Raw genomic sequence first — 20,242 nt, 5'->3', positions numbered from 1 at the left:
CACCCCAGGAAGAAGTGATCCCCATGCTCCGTGTCGCCGTGCCCAACAAGGGCTCGCTCGCCGAGACCGCCGCCCAGATGCTCGCCGAGGCCGGGTACGCCGGCCGGCGTGACCCGAAGGAGCTCTACGTCCTCGACGCGCGCAACGACGTCGAGTTCTTCTACCTCCGCCCGCGCGACATCGCCACCTACGTCGGTTCCGGCGCGCTCGACGTCGGCATCACCGGCCGCGACCTCCTCATCGACTCGGCGTCCGAGGCGTCCGAGACCGCGGAGCTGGGCTTCGCGGGATCCACGTTCCGCTTCGCCGGCCCGGTCGGCCGGTTCCAGGACCTGGCGGACCTCGCGGGGGTCCGCATCGCCACGAGCTACCCCGTCCTCGTCGGCGGGTTCCTCCGCGAGCACGGCGTGGAGGCGCAGCTCATCCGCCTCGACGGCGCGGTCGAGTCCGCCATCCAGCTCGGCGTCGCCGACGCGATCGCCGACGTGGTCGAGACCGGCACCACGCTGCGGAAGGCGGGGCTCGAGATCTTCGGCCCCGTGATCCTCCGCTCCACCGCCGTGCTCATCTCCGGCGCCGAGGAGAAGGCGGGCGCCGCGACGCTCCTCCGCCGCCTCGAGGGCGTGCTGGTCGCGCGCCGCTACGTGCTCATGGACTACGACGTGCCGCTCGACCTGCTCGACGCCGCCACGGCCATCACGCCGGGCATCGAGTCGCCCACCATCTCGCCGCTGCAGGATCCCGCGTGGGTCGCCGTGCGCTCGATGGTGCCGCGCGACGACACGAACCAGATCATGGACCGCCTGCACGAGGTGGGCGCGCGCGCGATCCTCGTCAGCCCCATCCACGCCGCCCGGATCTGACGTGGTCGCCGACCGTCCCGTACCCGGGTCCTCGTCCTCCGGCGACCTCGCCGTCCGCGTCATCCCCTGCCTCGACGTGGCCGCCGGCCGCGTCGTCAAGGGCGTCAACTTCCTCGACCTGCAGGACGCGGGCGACCCCGTCGAGCTGGCGCGCCTCTACTACGAGCAGGGCGCGGACGAGCTGACGTTCCTCGACGTCACGGCCACGGTCGAGGACCGTTCGACCATGTACGACGTGGTCAGCGCGACGGCCGAGCAGGTCTTCATCCCGCTCACCGTGGGCGGGGGAGTGCGCAGCGCCGACGACGTGGCGCGCCTCCTCGCGAGCGGCGCCGACAAGATCGGCGTCAACAGCGCGGCCATCGCCCGTCCCGACCTCGTGGGCGAGATCGCCGACCGGTTCGGCGCGCAGGTCTGCGTGCTCTCGCTCGACGTGACCCGGGGCGACACCGCATCCGGATTCGTCGTCACCACGCACGGCGGCCGCACGCGCACGACCATCGACGCCGTCGCCTGGGCTCGCGAGGCCGTCGAGCGCGGGGCGGGCGAGCTGCTCGTCAACTCCATCGACGCCGACGGCACGCGCGACGGGTTCGACCTCGAGCTCGTCGCCGCGATGCGCGCCGCGAGCCGCGTCCCCGTCATCGCCTCGGGCGGCGCGGGCGAGCTCGCCCACTTCGCGCCCGCGATCGACGCAGGCGCCGACGCCGTGCTCGCCGCGAGCGTCTTCCACTCCCGCCGGTTCACCATCGGCGACGTCAAGGGCGCCCTGCGCGAGGCCGGTCAGGTGGTCCGATGACCGGCACGCACGGGTCCGACCCGCTCCCCGACGTCGACGGCATCCTCGCCCGGGCGTCCTTCGCCGACGACGGGCTCCTGCCCGCGGTGATCCAGCAGCACGACACGCGCGAGGTGCTCATGCTCGGCTACATGGACCGCGAGGCCCTCCGCCGCACGCTCACCTCCGGTCGCGTCACGTTCTGGTCGCGCTCCCGCCGGGAGTACTGGCGGAAGGGCGACACCTCCGGCCACGCCCAGTACGTGCGCGACGCGGCGCTCGACTGCGACGGCGACACGGTCCTCGTCCAGGTCGACCAGGTAGGAGTGGCGTGCCACACCGGCACGCGCACCTGCTTCGACGCGGATCACCTCCACCCCATCCCGGGTACCCGCCCCACCGCCGACGAAGGGCCCACCCCATGAGCGAGACCCCGCGCCCCGGCGCCTCCGCGCCCGGCACCACCACGCGCGAGGGCTTCGACGCCCTCGCGGTCGACCACCGGGTGATCCCCGTGCTCCGCGAGGTCTTCGCGGACGGCGAGACCCCCGTGGGCGTGCACCGCAAGCTCACGGCCGGGCGCCCCGGCAGCTTCCTGCTCGAGTCCGCCGGCCAGGGCGGCATCTGGACCCGGTTCTCCTTCGTCGGCGTCTCGTCCTTCGGCGTGCTCACGCAGCAGGGCGACGAGGCCCGCTGGCTCGACTACGGGCTGGATGCGCGCCGTGCCCTCGGCGAGGACGCGCCCGACGGTCCGCTCGCCGCCCTCGCCGCGCTCTACGCGCGCTGGGAGACCCCGCGCATCCCCGGCCTGCCGCCCCTCACGGGCGGCCTCGTCGGCTTCATCGGCTGGGAGGCCGTGCGGCAGATCGAGCGCCTGCCGGACCGCCCGCCGGCGGAGGTGCCCGTGCCCGGCCAGGCGCTCAGCTTCGTCTCCGAGCTCGCCGTCCTCGACCACCGCCGCGGCACGGTCACGCTCGTCGCGACCGCCCTCAACGACGGCGTCGACGACGCGGACGCCATGTGGGCGGACGCGCAGGCGCGCCTCGACCGCATGCAGGCCGACCTCGCGCGCCCGTCCGAGACGTTCCTCGCGGAGGTCGACCTCCAGGCCCAGCCGTCGCCGACGCTCCGCACGCAGCCCGCCGACTTCCACGAGGCCATCGCGCGGAGCAAGCACCACATCCGCGAGGGCGACGTGTTCCAGGTCGTGGTCTCGCAGCGCTTCGACCAGCCGACGACCGCCGAGCCGATCGACGTCTACCGCGTCCTCCGCGTGCTCAACCCGAGCCCCTACATGTACCTCCTCACGCTGGAGGACGCCGACGGGAAGCCCTACTCGATCGTCGGCTCGTCGCCCGAGGCTCTCGTCACCGTCACCGACGACCACGTCTACATGCACCCCATCGCGGGCTCCCGTCCGCGCGGCGCGACCGTGGAGGAGGACGTCGCCCACGAGGAGTCGCTGCTCGCCGACCCGAAGGAGCGCGCCGAGCACCTCATGCTGGTGGACCTCGCGCGCAACGACATGCTGAAGGCGTGCGCCCCGGGATCCGTCGAGGTCACCGAGTTCATGCGGGTCGAGCGGTTCAGCCACATCATGCACCTGGTGAGCTCGGTCGAGGGCACGCTCCGGCCCGGCGTCTCGAGCATCGACGTGTTCCGCGCCACCTTCCCGGCCGGCACGCTCTCGGGCGCGCCGAAGCCGCGCGCGCTGCAGATCATCGACGACCTCGAGCCCGCCCAGCGCGGCGTCTACGGGGGAGTGGTGGGCTACTTCGACTTCGCGGGCGATGCCGACCTCGCCATCGCGATCCGCACGGCCACCATCGTCGACGGCGTCGCGCACGTGCAGGCCGGCGGCGGCATGGTCGCCGACTCCGACCCCGACGCGGAGTACCTCGAGTCGCAGAACAAGGCCGCGGCGCCGCTCCGCGCGGTCGCGGTCGCCGAGGCCATGCGGCGCGTGCGCTGATGCGCGTCACCCGCCGCACGAAGTCCCTCGCCCTCCTGCTCGTCCTCGCCACGAGCGCGGCCACGTTCCTCGGCTGGTCGCAGGACTGGTCGACGCTGCGCATCGGCGGCCAGTCGCCCACGCTGGTGCCGGTCGCGGGGAGCGTCGCCGCGCCCGCCCTGAGCGCGCTCGCGCTGTCGAGCCTCGCCCTGGCCGGCGCCCTCGCCATCGCCGGCCGGGTGCTGCGCGTGGTGCTCGGGATCCTGCAGGTCCTCATCGGGGCGACGGTGGCCCTCACGGCCCTCGCCGCCGTCTCCGGTCCCGTGCAGGCCGGCGAGGCCGCCGTCACCGCGGTCACGGGCGTGGCCGGATCGACGCCCGTCGCCGACCTCGTCGACGGGTGGACCACCACGCCCTGGGGTCCCGTGAGCCTCGCCGCCGGCATCGCCTCCGCGCTCACCGGCCTGCTCGTGGCGGTGACGGGTCCGCGCTGGCCCACGGGTCGCTCCCGCTACGACGCGGCCGCCGACGCGCCGGCCCGCCGCATCGTGCCCACCGAGGACCCGGTCGGCGCCTGGGACAGCCTGAGCGGCGGCGGCGACCCGACCCGCCGCGAGGCCGGCGATCCCGAGGAGACGCCCGCCGCCACGCCCGCCGACGGTCCTGACGCCCCTCCCCAGCCCGACGGGCGCCCCGGCGCCGCACGGTAGACTCGACCCATTCCGCCCGCCCCACAATCGAGGAGCACGCATGTCCACAGAGTCAGCAGACACCGGTCACGGAAACTCGCCGGCGGCCTGGACGGCTGTCGTCATCGCGCTCATCGGCTTCACCGTGGGCACCATCGCCTTCTGCTTCTCCCTCGCCCCCGTCGTGTGGGCGTCCGTGGGGGTGGTCCTGCTCGGATTCGCGATCGGCGGCATCATGAAGAAGATGGGCTACGGCGTCGACGGACACCGCACCTCGCCCACGAAGGCGCACTCCTGATGCTCGGCGACCTGCTCGCCGGCGCCCTGGAGGACGCGGCCACGCGCCGCGAGACCCGCCCGCTCGCCGAGGTGGAGGCCGCGGCCCTCGCCCGTCCCGCCGCGCTCGACGTGCTGAGCGCCCTCGCGCCGGCCGAGCGCGTCAAGATCATCGCCGAGGTCAAGCGCTCGAGCCCCTCGCGCGGCGCCCTCGCCGAGATCCCCGACCCCGCGCTCCTCGCGTCCCGCTACGAGACCGGCGGCGCCAGCGCCATCAGCGTGCTCACCGAGGGCCGCAAGTTCGGCGGCTCCCTGCACGACCTCGAGCAGGTCCGCGACACGGTCTCCATCCCCGTGCTCCGCAAGGACTTCATCGGCGAGGCGTACCAGGTGCTCGAGGCCCGCGCGTCCGGCGCCGACCTCGTGCTCCTCATCGTCGCCGCGCTCGACCAGAAGACCCTCGTCGAGCTGCACGCGCTCGTGAACGAGCTCGGCATGACCGCGCTCGTCGAGACCCACTCGGCGGAGGAGGTGTCCCGCGCGCTCGACCTCGGGGCGCAGGTCGTCGGCGTCAACGCCCGCAACCTCACCACGTTCGAGCTCGACCGCGACCTCTTCGGATCCCTGGCCGACTCCATCCCGTCCGGCGTCATCCGCATCGCCGAGTCCGCGGTCAAGACCGCCGACGACGTGGCGCACTACCGCCGCTCCGGCGCCGACGTCGTGCTGGTGGGCGAGGCGCTCGTCACCGGCGACCCGGTCCGCACCCTCACCGAGTTCCTCGAGGTTCGCCCGTGACGGACCTCCGCAGCGCGACCGGCCCGTACTTCGGCGACTTCGGCGGGCGGTACGTCCCGGAGTCGCTCGTGGCCGCGCTCGACGAGCTCGCGGAGGCGTGGGAGGAGCTCAAGGTCGACCCCGCGTTCATCGCGGAGCTCCAGGAGCTGCACCGCACATACACCGGCCGACCGTCCCTCATCACCGAGGTGCCGCGCTTCGCCGAGCACGCGGGCGGCGCCCGCATCATCCTCAAGCGCGAGGACCTCAACCACACCGGCTCGCACAAGATCAACAACGTGCTCGGCCAGGCGCTGCTCACCAAGAAGATCGGCAAGAAGCGCATCATCGCGGAGACGGGCGCCGGCCAGCACGGCGTCGCGACCGCGACCGCGGCGGCGCTCTTCGGGCTGGACTGCGTCATCTACATGGGCGAGGTCGACACCGAGCGCCAGGCGCTCAACGTGGCCCGCATGCGCCTCCTCGGCGCCGAGGTCGTCCCCGTGCGATCCGGCTCCCGCACGCTCAAGGACGCCATCAACGACGCCATGCGCGACTGGGTCACCAACGTCGAGACCACGAACTACGTCTTCGGCACCGTCGCGGGTCCGCACCCGTTCCCGGCCATGGTGCGCGACCTCCAGAAGGTCATCGGCGAGGAGGCGCGCGAGCAGGTCCTCGCGCTCACCGGCCGGCTGCCCGACGCCGTCGCCGCGTGCGTGGGCGGCGGATCCAACGCCATCGGCATCTTCCACGCCTTCCTCGACGACGCCGACGTGGCCCTCTACGGCTTCGAGGCCGGCGGCGACGGCGCGGAGACCCCGCGCACCGCGGCCACCATCACGAAGGGCCGCCCGGGCATGCTCCACGGCGCGCGCAGCTACCTCCTCCAGGACGAGGACGGCCAGACCATCGACTCGCACTCCATCTCCGCGGGCCTCGACTACCCGGGCGTCGGCCCCGAGCACTCGTGGCTGTCGGACCTGGGGCGCGCGACGTACCGTCCCGTCACGGACGACCAGGCCATGAGCGCGCTCCGCCTGCTCAGCCGCACCGAGGGGATCATCCCGGCCATCGAGTCCGCCCACGCCCTCGCCGGCGCGCTCGAGCTCGGCAAGGAGCTCGGCCCGGAGTCGATCATCCTGATCAACCTCAGCGGTCGCGGCGATAAGGACATGGAGACGGCCGGGGCGTACTTCGACCTCATCGACGCCGGGGCGGAGCAGTCGTGACCGCGTCCGCCCACGCCGCGGCCCCCGTCGCCAGCCCCGTCGAGCGGGCCATCGCGCTCCGCCGCGAGCAGGGGTCCGGCGCGCTCGTCGGCTACCTGCCCGTCGGCTTCCCCGACGTCGCCACGAGCATCAAGGCGGCCGTCGCGCTGGTCGAGAACGGCGTCGACGTCATCGAGCTGGGCCTGCCCTACAGCGACCCCGTGATGGACGGCCCCGTCATCCAGCGCGCCACCCAGACCGCGCTCGCGCAGGGCTTCCGCCTCCGCGACGGCTTCGACGCGCTGCACGCGATCACGCAGCGCGTGGACGCGCCCGTGCTCCTCATGACCTACTGGAACCCGGTCGTGCAGTACGGGGTCGAGCGCTTCGCCGACGACATCGTCGCCGCGGGCGGGGCCGGTCTCATCACCCCCGACCTCATCCCGGACGAGGGCGCCGACTGGCTCGCCGCCTCCGAGCGCACCGGCCTCGACCGCGTCTTCCTCGCCGCGCCGTCCTCGAGCGAGGCGCGTCTGCAGCAGGCCGTCGAGCGCAGCCGCGGCTTCGTGTACGCCGTGTCCACCATGGGCATCACGGGCGCGCGGCAGGACGTCGACCAGGCGGCTCGCGGGCTGGTGTCGCGCCTGCGCGACGCCGGCTCCACGAGCGCCTGCGTCGGCATCGGCATCTCCACGGGCGACCAGGTCCGCGAGGTCCTCGACTACGCCGACGGCGCCATCGTGGGCTCCGCGCTCGTCGCCGCCCTGGCCGACGGCGGCGTCCCCGGTGTCGCCCGCGCCGCGGCGGATCTCGCGCGCGGAACCGCGCTACAGTAGCCCCCGGCTCGCGGTCCCGCCGCGCCCGCCGACCCCCCTGCGAAAGTGAGCGCCATCCGTTGTTCGTCCCGATGAGCATCCCCAGCCCGGATCCGTCCGACACCCGGTTCGACGTCACGGCGTGGCTCCAGGGCCTCGGCGTCGACCTCCCGCTCACCTTCGTGATCCACGCCTACGCGGTGTGCATCCTCGTCGGCATCCTCATCGCCGCCTTCCTCACCAACCGCCGCCTCGTGGCGCGCGGCGTCGAGTCGGGCACGGTCATCGACTTCACGCTGTGCGCGCTCGTGCTCGGCATCGTGGGGGCCCGCGCCTTCCACGTGCTCACGCACCCGGGCGACTACTTCTACGAGGGCGCCAACCTCTGGCGGGTGCTCTACGTGTGGGAGGGCGGCATCGCCATCTTCGGCGCGCTCATCGGCGGAGCCGTGGGCGTGTGGCTCGGCTCCAAGTGGACCGGCGTCCGCTTCTGGACCTTCGCCGACGCGCTCGCTCCCGGCCTCCTGCTCGCGCAGGCCGCGGGCCGCATGGGCAACTACTTCAACCAGGAGCTGTTCGGCACGCCCACCACGCTTCCCTGGGGCCTCCAGGTGGACGCGACGAACGCGGCCTTCCCAGCCGGGCTCCCGGCGGGCACGCTCTTCCACCCCACGTTCCTCTACGAGATCGTGTGGAACGTCGCGGGCGCCCTGCTCATCATGCTGCTGGGCCGCGCGGTCCGCCTGCAGTGGGGCCGCGGCCTCGCCGTCTACCTCATGTGGTACGGCCTCGGGCGCATGGTGTTCGAGTCCATCCGCATCGATCCGAGCGAGATCATCCTCGGCATCCGCACCAACGTCTGGGCCGCGTTCATCGCGGTGGCGGTCGGCCTGGTGCTCTTCATCGTGCAGACCCGCCGCCATGTCGGCAGCGAGCCGAGCCCCTACCTTCCGGGCCGCACGCCGGATGACGTAAGCGCGCGCGCGAAGGCGGGCCGCGACGGCGGGGTAGCATCGGTGTACACGGAATCGGATTTCACCGACGGCGACGCCGAGCGGGCATCCACCGGGTCGGACTCCCACGCTCTCCCCGCCACAAGCGGACGCGGCGCCTAGTCCCCAGCGCGGGCACCCCCGCGGTCACCGTCTCCTCGTGCGAGGCGGTCCCCACCACAGGGCCAGCGACGTCCCTCCGCAGTGCATCTAGGACGGTTCCCATGGCGTTCTCCTCCACCTCCCCTCCCGGCGGCGCGTTCCCCGCGAAGCAGGGCCTGTACGACCCGGCGTTCGAGAAGGACGCCTGCGGCCTGGCCATGGTGGCCACCCTGCGCGGCACGCCCGGACACGACATCATCGTCAACGCCCTGGACGCGCTGCGGAACCTCGAGCACCGCGGCGCGATCGGCTCCGACGCCGGCACCGGCGACGGCGCGGGCCTCATGACCCAGATCCCCGACGCGTTCCTCCGCGGCGTGGTGGGCTTCGACCTGCCGCCCCTGGGGGAGTACGCCGTGGGCATGGCGTTCCTGCCCGTCGACGACGCCGAGCGCGAGGAGCTGCAGGCCGGCATCGAGCGCATCGCGGAGTCCGAGCGCCTGCGGGTGCTCGGGTGGCGCGAGGTCCCGGTGGACCCGGCCCACCTCGGCAACCTGGCCCGCAAGGCCATGCCCGCGTTCCGCCAGCTCCTCCTCACCTCCGACGCTCCCGCGGACGCCGCCGACCGCCCGTCCGGCCTCGCCCTCGACCGCCTCGCCTTCCGTCTGCGCAAGCGGGCGGAGCGGGAGCTCGGCGCGTACTTCATCTCGCTGTCGTCCCGCACGCTCGTCTACAAGGGCATGGTCACCACGCTCCAGCTGGAGCCCTTCTACCCCGACCTCTCCGACGAGCGCTTCGCCTCGAAGCTCGCCATCGTGCACTCGCGGTACTCCACGAACACCTTCCCGTCCTGGCCGCTCGCGCAGCCGCTGCGGATGATGGCGCACAACGGCGAGATCAACACCGTCGCGGGGAACCGCAACTGGATGCGCGCCCGCCAGTCCCAGCTCGAGTCGGAGCTGCTCGGCGACCTCTCGCCCCTGCTTCCCATCGTCACGCCGGGCGCGAGCGACTCCGCGTCGTTCGACGAGGTCCTCGAGCTCCTCAGCCTCAGCGGCCGGAGCCTGCCCCACGCGATGATGATGATGGTCCCGGAGGCCTGGGAGAAGCAGACCGACATCGACCCGGCCCGCCGCGACTTCTACGAGTACCACTCCATGGTCATGGAGCCGTGGGACGGCCCGGCCGCCCTCACGTTCACCGACGGCACGCTCGTCGGCGCCACGCTCGACCGCAACGGCCTGCGCCCCGGCCGATACCTCGTCACGCACGACGGCCTCGTCGTGCTCGGCAGCGAGATCGGCGTGCTCGAGATCGACCCGGCGCGCATCGCGCGGAAGGGCCGGCTCCGCCCCGGCAAGATGTTCCTCGTCGACACCGAGGCCGGCCGCATCATCGAGGACGACGAGATCAAGTCCGAGCTCGCGGCCAGCGCGCCCTGGGGGAAGTGGCTCGAGAACCGCATCCACCTCGCCGACCTGCCCGAGCGCGAGCACATCGTGCACACGCCCGCCTCCGTCGTCCGTCGCCAGCGCACCTTCGGCTACACCGAGGAGGAGGTGCGGATGCTGCTCATGCCCATGGCGAAGGTCGGGGCCGAGCCCCTCGGCGCCATGGGGTCGGACACGCCCATCGCGGTGCTGTCGCAGCGCCCGCGCCTGCTCTTCGATTACTTCACGCAGCAGTTCGCGCAGGTCACGAACCCGCCGCTCGACTCCATCCGCGAGGAGGTCGTCACCAGCCTCCGCCTCGGCCTCGGCCCGCAGCGCAACCTCCTCGACGCGGGGCCCGAGCACGCCGAGCAGGTCGTGCTCGACTTCCCGGTGATCGACAACGACGAGCTCGCCAAGGTCATCCACATCGACCACCGGCCGGGCAGCCGCACCACGACGATCGTCAGCGGCCTGTACCGCGTCGACGACGGACCGCTCGCCATGCAGAAGCGCATCGACGCCATGTGCGACGAGGTCGACCGCGCCATCGAGCACGGCGCGCGCTTCATCGTGCTGTCGGACCGCGACTCCACCCGCGACCTCGCGCCCATCCCGTCGCTTCTCATGATCGCGGCCGTGCACCACCACCTCATCCGCAAGCAGACCCGCATGAAGGTCGGCATCGTGGTCGAGGCCGGGGACGTGCGCGAGGTGCACCACATCGCGCTGCTCATCGGCTACGGCGCCTCCGCGGTCAACCCGTACCTCGCCATGGAGTCGTGCGAGGACCTCGTGCGCAGCGGCATGCTCACGGGCGTCACGCCGGAGAAGGCCACCCGCAACCTCATCAAGGGCCTCGGCAAGGGCGTGCTGAAGATCATGTCCAAGATGGGCATCTCGACGGTCTCCTCCTACGCGGGCGCCCAGTGCTTCGAAGCGGTCGGCCTCTCGCAGGAGCTGGTGGACCAGTACTTCTCCGGCACCACCACGCGCCTCGGCGGCGTCGGCATCGACGTCATCGCGGCCGAGAACGCCGCGCGCCACCGCAGCGCCTACCCCACGGACGGCGCCGTGCTCTCGCACGAGCGGCTCCAGACGGGCGGCGAGTACCAGTGGCGCCGCGACGGCTCCCCGCACCTGTTCAACCCGGACACGATCTTCCGGCTCCAGCACGCCACGCGCATGCGCCGGTACGACATCTTCCGCGAGTACACCTCGATGGTCGACGCCCAGTCGAAGGACCTCATGACGCTGCGCGGCATGTTCCGCCTGCGCACGGGCACGCGGCCGCCCGTGCCGCTCGACGAGGTGGAGTCCATCAGCGACATCGTCAAGCGCTTCTCCACGGGCGCGATGAGCTACGGCTCGATCTCCGAGGAGGCGCACGAGACGCTCGCCATCGCGATGAACCGGCTCGGCGCCAAGTCGAACACGGGCGAGGGCGGCGAGAACGTCGAGCGCCTGCTCGACCCGGAGCGCCGCAGCGCCATCAAGCAGGTCGCATCCGGACGCTTCGGCGTCACGAGCATGTACCTGACGCACGCGGACGACATCCAGATCAAGCTCGCGCAGGGCGCCAAGCCCGGCGAGGGCGGGCAGCTCCCGCCCGGCAAGGTCTACCCGTGGGTGGCCCGCACGCGCCACGCGACCGCGGGCGTGGGCCTCATCTCGCCACCGCCGCACCACGACATCTACTCCATCGAGGACCTCAAGCAGCTGATCTTCGACCTCAAGCGCGCCAACCCGTCCGCCCGGATCCACACGAAGCTCGTGAGCCAGTCGGGCATCGGCGCGGTCGCGGCGGGCGTCGCGAAGGCGCTGAGCGACGTGATCCTGGTCTCCGGCCACGACGGCGGCACGGGTGCGAGCCCCGTCAATTCGCTCAAGCACGCGGGCACGCCGTGGGAGCTCGGCCTCGCCGAGACGCAGCAGACCCTGCGCCTCAACGGCATGCGCGACCGCGTGGTCGTCCAGGTCGACGGGCAGATGAAGTCGGGCCGCGACGTGATCGTCGGCGCGCTGCTCGGCGCCGAGGAGTTCGGCTTCGCCACCGCGCCGCTGGTCGTCTCCGGCTGCATCATGATGCGCGTCTGCCACCTCGACACCTGCCCCGTGGGCGTCGCCACGCAGAACCCGGAGCTGCGGAAGCGCTTCCCGGGGAAGGCGGACCACGTCGTCAACTTCTTCGAGTTCATCGCGCAGGAGGTGCGCGAGCACCTCGCGGCGCTCGGCTTCCGCTCGCTCGACGAGATCGTGGGCCGCAACGACCTGCTCGGCGTCGAGGACGCGGTCGACCACTGGAAGGCGTCCGGGCTCGACCTCGCGCCGATCCTCGTGGGCCCGACGTTCGCCGACGACGAGCCCCGTAAGCACGCCCGGGCGCAGGACCACGAGCTCGAGGACCACTTCGACAACGAGCTCATCCGCCTCAGCCGCGACGTGCTCGACCACGGCGGCCGTGTGGAGATCGATCTGCCCGTGCGCAACACCGCGCGCGCGGTCGGCACGATGCTCGGCCACCTCGTCACCAAGGGCCACGGCGTGGACGGGCTCCCGACGGGGTCCATCGACGTCACGCTCCGCGGCTCGGCCGGCCAGTCCTTCGGCGCGTTCATGCCGTCCGGCATCACGCTGCGCCTCGTCGGCGACAGCAACGACTACCTGGGCAAGGGCCTGTCCGGCGGCGACATCGTCGTGCGGCCTGACGCGAGGGCGGGCTTCCCCGCGGAGGAGAACGTCATCGCGGGCAACGTCATCGGCTACGGCGCCACCCAGGGCACCATGTTCATCCGCGGCATGGTGGGGGAGCGGTTCCTCGTGCGCAACTCCGGTGCCACCGCCGTGGTCGAGGCCGTGGGCGACCACGCGCTGGAGTACATGACGGGCGGTCTCGCCCTCGTGCTCGGCGGCACCGGACGCAACATCGGCGCGGGCATGTCGGGCGGCACCGCCTACGTGCTCGACCTCGACCGCGACCGCATCAACACCGACGCCCTCTCGTCGGGTGAGCTCGAGCTGCATCCGCTCGGGAGCGCCGACGCCGAGATCGTGCTCGACCTCCTCCGCCGGCACCTCGCCGAGACCGGATCCACCGTGGCCGAGCGCCTGCTCGCCGAGCCGGAGACCTCCATGGAACGCTTCACCAAGATCCTGCCGCGGGACTACGCGGCCGTCCTCGCCACCCGCCAGACCGCGGTGGACGAGGGAATCGACCCCGACGGCGACGTCGCGTGGAAGCGCATCCTGGAGGTGACCGGTGGCTGACCCCAAGGGCTTCCTCAAGGTGACGGAGCGCGAGCTCCCGAAGCGCCGACCCGTCTCCGTCCGCCTCATGGACTGGAAGGAGGTGTACGAGCAGCAGGAGCGCGGCGAGCTCGTGCGCCAGGCCGGCCGGTGCATGGACTGCGGCATCCCGTTCTGCCACCAGGGCTGCCCGCTCGGCAACCTCATCCCGGAGTGGAACGACCTCACCTGGCGCGGGGAGGGCCGGCAGGCCATCGAGCGCCTGCACGCCACGAACAACTTCCCGGAGTTCACGGGACGCCTGTGCCCCGCGCCCTGCGAGAGCTCGTGCGTGCTCGGCATCAACCAGCCGCCCGTGACCATCAAGCAGGTCGAGGTGTCGATCATCGACGACGCCTTCCAGAACGGCTGGGTCGAACCGCATCCGCCCGAGCGCCTCACGGGCAAGACCGTGGCGGTCGTCGGATCCGGCCCCGCCGGCCTCGCCGCCGCCCAGCAGCTCACGCGCGCCGGCCACACGGTCGCGGTCTTCGAGCGCGACGACCGCATCGGCGGTCTGCTGCGCTACGGCATCCCCGACTTCAAGATGGAGAAGCGGCACCTCGAGGCGCGCCTCGCGCAGATGACCGCCGAGGGCACCCGCTTCCGCGCGGGCGTCGACATCGGGAAGGACATCACCTGGTCCGACCTGCGGCTCCGCTACGACGCGGTCGTCGTCTGCACGGGCGCGCTCGTGCCCCGCGACCTCGACATCCCGGGCCGCGACGTCGACGGCGTGCACTTCGCCATGGACTACCTGCGCCAGTCCAACCACGCGACGGCCGGGGACCAGGTGCCCGAGCAGATCCACGCGGAGGGCAAGCACGTCGTCGTCCTCGGCGGGGGTGACACGGGCGCGGACTGCATCGGCACCGCGCACCGGCAGAAGGCGGCCTCGGTCACCAACCTCGCCATCGGCCAGCAGCCGCCGACGGAGCGCCGCCCCGACCAGCCGTGGCCGACGTACCCCACGCTCTTCGAGGTGTCGAGCGCGCACGAGGAGGGCGGCGAGCGCCACTACCTCGCCACCACGGTCGAGTTCCTCAAGGACGACGACGGGCACGTCCGTGCTGTCCGCGTCGCCGAGACGGAGTTCCGCGACGGGCGTCGCGTGCCGAAGTCCGGCACCGAGCGCGAGATCCCCGCCGACCTCGTGCTCCTCGCGCTCGGCTTCACCGGCCCCGAGAAGGACGCCCTGGAGCGCCAGCTGGAGGTCCCCTTCGACGACCGCGGCAACGTGGCGCGCGACGAGGACTACCAGACCGACCAGCCCGGCGTGTTCGTCGCGGGCGACGCGGGCCGCGGACAGTCCCTCATCGTCTGGGCCATCGCGGAGGGACGTTCAGCGGCGTCCGCCGTCGACCGGTACCTTGAGGGGGACACGGAGCTCCCGTTCCCGGTCCGTCCCACGGACCGCGCTCTCTCCATCTGACCCGGCCGCTGCGCCCTGCGCGCGCGTCCGCGACCACTCACCCGAACCGCGTCCGTGTGCGACGCAGAAACGCGAGACAGACAGAGCATGACCAGACGAGCGAAGATCGTCGCGACCCTCGGGCCCGCGACCAGCTCCTATGAGAGCATCCGCGCCATCATCGACGCCGGCGTGGACGTGGCCCGGATGAACCTGAGCCACGGCACGTACGACGTCCACGAGGGCATCTACTCCACGATCCGGAAGGCCACCGACGACGCGGGCCGCGCAGTCGCGGTCCTGGTCGACCTGCAGGGCCCGAAGATCCGCCTCGGCAAGTTCTCCGACGGCCCGCACGACCTGGCCTTCGGCGACACGTTCGTCATCACGGTCGAGGACATCCTCGGCACGAAGGACATCTGCTCCACCACCTACAAGGGCCTCCCCGGCGACGTGAAGGCGGGCGATCCGCTGCTCATCGACGACGGCAAGGTCACGCTCCGCGTGGTCTCCACCGACGGCACCCGCGTCACGACCACGGTCGAGGTCGCGGGCACCGTGAGCAACAACAAGGGCATCAACCTCCCGGGCGTCGCGGTCAACGTGCCCGCGCTGTCCGAGAAGGACGAGGCCGACCTCCGCTGGGGCCTCCGCCTCGGCGCCGACCTCATCGCGCTGAGCTTCGTCCGCGACGCGTCCGACATCGTCCGCGTGCACGAGATCATGGACGAGGAGGGCCGCCGCGTCCCCGTCGTCGCCAAGGTCGAGAAGCCGCAGGCGGTCGACGCGCTCGAGGAGATCGTCGACGCGTTCGACGCGATCATGGTCGCCCGTGGCGACCTCGGCGTCGAGCTGCCGCTCGAGGCCGTCCCCATCGTCCAGAAGCGCGCGGTCGAGCTCGCCCGTCGCAAGGCGAAGCCCGTCATCGTCGCGACGCAGATGCTCGAGTCGATGATCACGAGCCCCCGCCCCACGCGCGCCGAGGCCTCTGACTGCGCCAACGCGGTGCTCGATGGCGCCGACGCGCTCATGCTGAGCGGCGAGACGAGCGTGGGAGAGTTCCCCGTCGTCACCGTGAAGACCATGGCGCGCATCATCGAGTCCACCGAGGAGCACGGGCTGGAGCGCATCCCGAAGCTCGGCACGCGCCCCTTCACGCAGGGCGGGGCCATCACGCTCGCGGCCGCCGAGGTCGCCGAGTTCGTCGAGGCGAAGTTCCTCTGCGTCTTCACCGAGTCGGGCGACTCCGTGCGTCGCATGACCCGGCTCCGCAACGGCATACCGATCCTCGCGTTCACGCCGAACGAGGGCATCCGCCGCCGCCTCGCGCTCTCGTGGGGCGTCCAGTCCTACCTCGTCGAGCCGGTCACGCACACCGACCAGATGTTCCACCAGGTCGACGACGTGCTCCTCGCGGAGGGACTCGCCGAGGTCGGCCAGAAGGTCGTCGTCATCGCGGGGTCCCCTCCCGGCATCGCCGGCTCGACCAACGAGCTGCGCGTCCACGTCGTCGGCGACGCCGTGAACGAGGCGGCTCCGGCCTACGAGAAGTAGCACGACGACGCGGGGCTCCGGCCCCGCCGGCACGCCAGAGGGCGGGCGACCACATGGTCGCCCGCCCTCTCGCTTCTCCCTCGCGGGATGCGGTGCCGGATGTGGGACTCGAACCCACACGCCCTCACGGACAGAGCATTTTGAGTGCTCCGCGTCTGCCATTCCGCCAATCCGGCACGGCCGGTACGAGCGACGTCGCGGCGGGGATCCCCGCGCTCCGCCGCGCACCGGCCCGGCCGACGATACCGTAGGCTCCTATCCGTGAGTGACCAGGAAGCAACCCCCGCAGCCCCCCGCCGTGTCGTCGTCGCCGAGGACGAGTCGCTCATCCGCCTCGACATCGTGGAGACCCTCCGCGACAACGGCTTCGAGGTCGTCGGCGAGGCCGGCGACGGCGAGACCGCCGTCGCGCTGGCCACCGAGCTGCGCCCCGACCTCGTCATCATGGACGTCAAGATGCCCCAGCTCGACGGCATCTCCGCGGCCGAGCGCCTGAACCGCAACCACATCGCGCCCGTGGTCCTCCTCACGGCCTTCAGCCAGAAGGAGCTCGTCGAGCGCGCGGGCGAGGCCGGCGCGCTGGCGTACGTCGTCAAGCCGTTCACGCCCAACGACCTGCTGCCCGCGATCGAGATCGCCCTGGCCCGCTACGCGCAGATCATCACGCTCGAGGCCGAGGTGTCCGACCTCGTCGAGCGCTTCGAGACCCGCAAGCTCGTCGACCGGGCCAAGGGCCTGCTCAACGAGAAGATGGGCCTCACCGAGCCCGAGGCGTTCCGCTGGATCCAGAAGGCGTCCATGGACCGCCGCCTCACCATGCACGACGTGGCCCAGGCCATCATCGAGCAGCTCAGCGCCAAGAAGTAGCGCGCCCGCCGGGCGTCGCGCCCGGCCGGACGGCGCTCAGCGCGGCGTGCGCTCGCGGATGATGTTCGTGATGCGCACCGTCGACAGGCGCCGTCCCTCGTCGTCGGTCATCACGATCTCGTGCGTGGTGAGCGTGCCGCCGAGGTGGATCGCCGTGCAGGTCCCGGTGATGGTGCCGGCGGTCGCGGAGCGCGTGTGGCTCGCGTTGAGCTCGATGCCGAAGGCCACGCGGTCGGGACCGGCGTGGACGTTGGCCGACATGGATCCGAGCGACTCCGCGAGCACCACGTACGCGCCGCCGTGCACCACGCCGTAGGGCTGCGTGTTCCCCTCCGCGGGCATGGTGGCGACGGATCGCTCGGGGCTGAGCTCCTGGAAGACGATGCCCATCTTCTGGGCCAACGCGCCCACGTCCTGGGGCTGGCGGAGGAGCCGCGCGGTGGCGGACGGCTCGGGTGCGGGCTGGGTCATGGGCGATCCTCCGAGGCCGGGTCGGCGTCGGGGGCCCTCGGTAGGCTGGGCCCGTGCCGAACACGGAAAAGCCTACCCTCCTCGTCATCGACGGCCATTCCCTCGCGTTCCGGGCCTTTTACGCCCTGCCGGCGGAGAGCTTCCAGAACCGCGAGGGGCAGCACACGAACGCCGTGCACGGCTTCATCGCGATGCTCATCAACCTCCTGCAGAAGGAGAAGCCCACGCACGTCGGCGTCGCGTTCGACATCTCGCGCTTCTCGTTCCGCACGCGCGAGTACCCGGAGTACAAGGGGACGCGCGGCGAGACGCCCGTGGAGTTCACCGGGCAGGTGCCGCTGCTCGAGCGCGCGCTGAAGACCATGAACATCCCCACCCTCACCAAGGAGGACCACGAGGCGGACGACATCCTCGCGACCCTCGCCACGCAGGGCCGGGAGCAGGGGTACCGCGTCCTCGTCGTCTCCGGGGACCGGGACGCGATCCAGCTCGTCAACGACGACGTCACCCTGCTCTACCCGTCCACCCAGGGCGTCTCGCAGCTCACGCGCTACGACGCCGAGAAGGTGTTCGAGAAGTACGGCGTGCAGCCGGAGATGTACCCGGACATCGCGGCCCTCGTGGGGGAGACGAGCGACAACCTCATCGGCGTCGACAAGGTCGGCCCGAAGACCGCGGTCAAGTGGTTGAACCAGTACGGCTCGCTCGACGCCGTCCTGGAGCACCGCGACGAGATCTCGGGCAAGGTCGGCGACAACCTGCGCGCGCAGTACGAGAACGTCATCCGCAACCGCCGGCTCAACCGCCTCCTCACCGACGTGGAGCTGCCCCTCGGGCCCGACGACCTCGAGCGGAAGCCCATCGACGAGCCCGCGCTCCGCGAGGTGTTCCAGGTGCTGGAGTTCAAGCAGCTGCTCGACCGCGTCCTGAAGCTCGAGGGATCGGGTGCCTCCGCGTCGAGCGCCGACACGCCCGTGGGCGCGGTCGAGCAGGAGCCGTCCACGGCGCCGGCCGCCCCGCACGCCCAGCAGCTGCTCGACGAGGAGCTGGCGAAGTGGATCGCGACGCAGAGCGCCGCGTCGCCGCACGGCCTCGGTCTCACGGTGGAGACGCAGGACGGGACACCCGTCGGCTTCGGCATCGCCAGCGCCACCGAGTCCGTGAGCCTGCCGTGGCAGTCGGGCCGCGCGGACTACGCGCCGTTCGAGCGCTGGCTCGCGAGCGATGCGCCCAAGATCATGGCCGACGCGAAGGTCCAGGTGAAGGCGATGCGCCGCGCCGGACTCGCCGTCTCGGGGCTCGCGTTCGACGTGCTCGTGGCCGGGTGGCTCCTGCGTCCGGGCTTCACCGACAAGACGCTGGCCGCGCTCGTCAGCAGGTACCTGCTGGAGGACCTGCCCGAGCCCGACGCCAACCAGCTCGTGCCGGAGACGGAGGCGCTCACCGCCCCCGTCGAGGCCTGGTACACGCTCCGGGTCGAGGAGGCCCTGCGTCAGGTGCTCGACGAGCGCACCCTCGGGGTCATGGTCGACATCGAGATGCCGACGCTCCTCGTGCTGGTGGAGATGGAGCTGCGCGGCGTCGCCACCGACCGGGCGGGGCTCGGCGAGCTGTCCGCGCAGCTGCAGGAGCGCATCACCGACCTCGCCCAGCGCGCCTTCGCGGAGATCGGCAAGGAGATCAACCTCGGCTCGCCCAAGCAGCTGCAGGAGGTGCTCTTCGACCAGCTCGGCATGCCGAAGACGCGCGCCAACAAGACGGGCTTCTCCACCGACGCGGGGGCCCTCGCCGACCTGCGGGCGTCGAACCCGCACCCGTTCCTCGACCTGCTGCTCGAGCACCGCGACGCGAGCAAGCTGCGTCAGATCATCCAGACGCTCGAGCGCGGCATCGGCGACGACGAGCGGATCCACACCACCTACGTGCAGACCGGCACGACCACGGGCCGCATCTCCTCGAACGACCCCAACCTGCAGAACATCCCCGTCCGCACCGAGGAGGGCCGCCGCATCCGCAGCGCCATCCGCGTCGGCGAGGGCTACGAGACGCTGCTCACGGCCGACTACTCGCAGATCGAGATGCGGATCATGGCGCACCTCTCCGGCGACGAGGGCCTCATCGAGGCGTTCGCGGCGGGGGAGGACCTGCACCGCTTCGTGGGATCCCGCATCTTCGGCGTCACGCCTGCCGACGTGAGCGCCGAGATGCGCACGAAGGTCAAGGCCATGAGCTACGGCCTGGCCTACGGGCTCAGCGCGTTCGGCCTGTCGAAGCAGCTGCGCATCCCGTCGTCCGAGGCGAAGCAGCTCATGACCGACTACTTCGCGCGCTTCGGCTCGGTGCGCGACTACCTCCGCCAGGTCGTGGAGGAGGCGCGCGCCGCGGGCTACACGGAGACCATCTTCGGCCGACGCCGCCCGTTCCCCGACCTCACGAGCCCGAACCGCGTCCTGCGCGACAACGCGGAGCGGGCCGCTCTCAACGCGCCCATCCAGGGCTCCGCGGCCGACATCATGAAGATCGCGATGATCCGCATCGAAGCCGACATGCGCGAGCAGGGCATGGCGTCGCGCATGCTGCTCCAGGTGCACGACGAGCTCATCCTCGAGGTCGCCGCGGGGGAGTGGGACGCGCTCGAGGGCATCGTCACCGACCGCATGGCGCACGCCGCCGACCTCCGCGTGCCGCTCGAGGTGCAGGTGGGCCGCGGCGACTCGTGGGCCGCCGCCGCGCACTGACCGACGGGCATCCGTCCCCATCCACCCCGAGC

The 20,242-nt window shown here is 71.9% G+C and carries 16 protein-coding genes and 1 tRNA gene; 15 read left to right on the top strand and 2 right to left on the bottom strand.

Annotated elements, in window-relative coordinates:
* The first annotated feature begins 23 nt into the window (after positions 1-23).
* The 13 genes from hisG to pyk all read left to right on the top strand — a co-directional run bounded on the left by hisG (position 24) and on the right by pyk (position 16,134).
* Positions 24-863, top strand: coding sequence for an ATP phosphoribosyltransferase (gene hisG / locus PED38_RS12385; RefSeq protein ID WP_063071939.1), 840 nt, complete (start codon positions 24-26; stop codon positions 861-863).
* Position 864: 1 nt separating this feature from the next.
* Entirely contained in the window at positions 865-1,662 is a 798-nt protein-coding gene (hisF, locus tag PED38_RS12380; RefSeq protein WP_270981506.1) for an imidazole glycerol phosphate synthase subunit HisF, read from the top strand.
* Positions 1,659-2,066: a phosphoribosyl-AMP cyclohydrolase gene (gene hisI, locus PED38_RS12375; protein ID WP_063071765.1), complete on the top strand. Its 408-nt coding sequence runs from the start codon at positions 1,659-1,661 to the stop codon at positions 2,064-2,066. The genes hisF and hisI overlap by 4 nt, the downstream gene beginning before the upstream one ends.
* Entirely contained in the window at positions 2,063-3,613 is a 1,551-nt protein-coding gene (locus PED38_RS12370) for an anthranilate synthase component I (protein WP_063071766.1), read from the top strand. Before hisI ends, PED38_RS12370 begins: the two co-directional genes overlap by 4 nt.
* The gene (locus tag PED38_RS12365) at positions 3,613-4,302 is read left to right on the top strand and encodes a Trp biosynthesis-associated membrane protein (RefSeq protein WP_063071767.1); all 690 of its coding nucleotides are present in this window, start codon (positions 3,613-3,615) and stop codon (positions 4,300-4,302) included. The genes PED38_RS12370 and PED38_RS12365 overlap by 1 nt, the downstream gene beginning before the upstream one ends.
* A gap of 40 nt (positions 4,303-4,342) precedes the next feature.
* Positions 4,343-4,579, top strand: a complete 237-nt coding sequence (locus PED38_RS12360; protein ID WP_270981502.1) for a DUF6704 family protein — start codon at positions 4,343-4,345, stop codon at positions 4,577-4,579.
* Positions 4,579-5,355: an indole-3-glycerol phosphate synthase TrpC gene (gene trpC, locus PED38_RS12355; protein ID WP_270981501.1), complete on the top strand. Its 777-nt coding sequence runs from the start codon at positions 4,579-4,581 to the stop codon at positions 5,353-5,355. The genes PED38_RS12360 and trpC overlap by 1 nt, the downstream gene beginning before the upstream one ends.
* On the top strand, positions 5,352-6,566 hold the full coding sequence (gene trpB, locus PED38_RS12350; protein WP_063071770.1) for a tryptophan synthase subunit beta: 1,215 nt from the start codon (positions 5,352-5,354) through the stop codon (positions 6,564-6,566). Before trpC ends, trpB begins: the two co-directional genes overlap by 4 nt.
* Positions 6,563-7,381: a tryptophan synthase subunit alpha gene (gene trpA, locus PED38_RS12345; protein WP_270981500.1), complete on the top strand. Its 819-nt coding sequence runs from the start codon at positions 6,563-6,565 to the stop codon at positions 7,379-7,381. Before trpB ends, trpA begins: the two co-directional genes overlap by 4 nt.
* 71 nt (positions 7,382-7,452) lie before the next feature.
* Positions 7,453-8,475 (top strand): prolipoprotein diacylglyceryl transferase, encoded by a 1,023-nt coding sequence (gene lgt / locus PED38_RS12340; RefSeq protein WP_063071941.1) that lies wholly within the window; start codon positions 7,453-7,455, stop codon positions 8,473-8,475.
* Positions 8,476-8,576: 101 nt separating this feature from the next.
* Positions 8,577-13,151, top strand: coding sequence for a glutamate synthase large subunit (gltB, locus tag PED38_RS12335; RefSeq protein ID WP_270981499.1), 4,575 nt, complete (start codon positions 8,577-8,579; stop codon positions 13,149-13,151).
* Complete coding sequence (locus PED38_RS12330; protein ID WP_270981498.1) at positions 13,144-14,601, top strand: glutamate synthase subunit beta; 1,458 nt, start codon at positions 13,144-13,146, stop codon at positions 14,599-14,601. The genes gltB and PED38_RS12330 overlap by 8 nt, the downstream gene beginning before the upstream one ends.
* 87 nt (positions 14,602-14,688) lie before the next feature.
* On the top strand, positions 14,689-16,134 hold the full coding sequence (gene pyk / locus PED38_RS12325; RefSeq protein ID WP_270981496.1) for a pyruvate kinase: 1,446 nt from the start codon (positions 14,689-14,691) through the stop codon (positions 16,132-16,134).
* Between the two features lie 93 nt (positions 16,135-16,227).
* Here pyk and PED38_RS12320 read toward each other — a convergent pair.
* Positions 16,228-16,310, bottom strand: a tRNA-Leu gene (locus PED38_RS12320).
* A gap of 85 nt (positions 16,311-16,395) precedes the next feature.
* On the opposite strand from PED38_RS12320, the gene PED38_RS12315 reads away from it, so the two are divergent.
* A complete protein-coding gene (locus PED38_RS12315; RefSeq protein ID WP_063071775.1) occupies positions 16,396-17,001 on the top strand; it encodes an ANTAR domain-containing response regulator in 606 nt (201 codons plus the stop codon).
* Between the two features lie 36 nt (positions 17,002-17,037).
* Here the strand turns inward: PED38_RS12315 and PED38_RS12310 are convergent, their stop codons facing one another.
* On the bottom strand, positions 17,038-17,472 hold the full coding sequence (locus PED38_RS12310) for a PaaI family thioesterase (protein WP_063071776.1): 435 nt from the start codon (positions 17,470-17,472) through the stop codon (positions 17,038-17,040).
* A 53-nt stretch (positions 17,473-17,525) separates the two neighbouring features.
* Between PED38_RS12310 and polA the strand changes: the two genes are divergently transcribed.
* On the top strand, positions 17,526-20,210 hold the full coding sequence (gene polA, locus PED38_RS12305; RefSeq protein WP_270981494.1) for a DNA polymerase I: 2,685 nt from the start codon (positions 17,526-17,528) through the stop codon (positions 20,208-20,210).
* Positions 20,211-20,242: the final 32 nt, after the last annotated feature.

This window comes from Clavibacter sp. CT19 (assembly GCF_027858075.1).
GTDB classification, from domain to species: Bacteria; Actinomycetota; Actinomycetes; order Actinomycetales; family Microbacteriaceae; genus Clavibacter; species Clavibacter tessellarius_A.
This window is presented reverse-complemented; position numbering and strand designations above follow the sequence as displayed.

Excerpts from the sequence above, each read along its gene's own strand:
- lgt (WP_063071941.1), top strand. The coding sequence starts at position 7,453 with ATGAGCATCCCCAGCCCGGATCCGTCCGACACCCGGTTCGACGTCACG.
- hisI (WP_063071765.1), top strand. The coding sequence starts at position 1,659 with ATGACCGGCACGCACGGGTCCGACCCGCTCCCCGACGTCGACGGCATC.
- PED38_RS12360 (WP_270981502.1), top strand. The coding sequence starts at position 4,343 with ATGTCCACAGAGTCAGCAGACACCGGTCACGGAAACTCGCCGGCGGCC.
- pyk (WP_270981496.1), top strand. The coding sequence starts at position 14,689 with ATGACCAGACGAGCGAAGATCGTCGCGACCCTCGGGCCCGCGACCAGC.
- PED38_RS12370 (WP_063071766.1), top strand. The coding sequence starts at position 2,063 with ATGAGCGAGACCCCGCGCCCCGGCGCCTCCGCGCCCGGCACCACCACG.
- trpC (WP_270981501.1), top strand. The coding sequence starts at position 4,579 with ATGCTCGGCGACCTGCTCGCCGGCGCCCTGGAGGACGCGGCCACGCGC.
- PED38_RS12310 (WP_063071776.1), bottom strand. The coding sequence starts at position 17,472 with ATGACCCAGCCCGCACCCGAGCCGTCCGCCACCGCGCGGCTCCTCCGC.
- hisG (WP_063071939.1), top strand. The coding sequence starts at position 24 with ATGCTCCGTGTCGCCGTGCCCAACAAGGGCTCGCTCGCCGAGACCGCC.
- PED38_RS12365 (WP_063071767.1), top strand. The coding sequence starts at position 3,613 with ATGCGCGTCACCCGCCGCACGAAGTCCCTCGCCCTCCTGCTCGTCCTC.
- gltB (WP_270981499.1), top strand. The coding sequence starts at position 8,577 with ATGGCGTTCTCCTCCACCTCCCCTCCCGGCGGCGCGTTCCCCGCGAAG.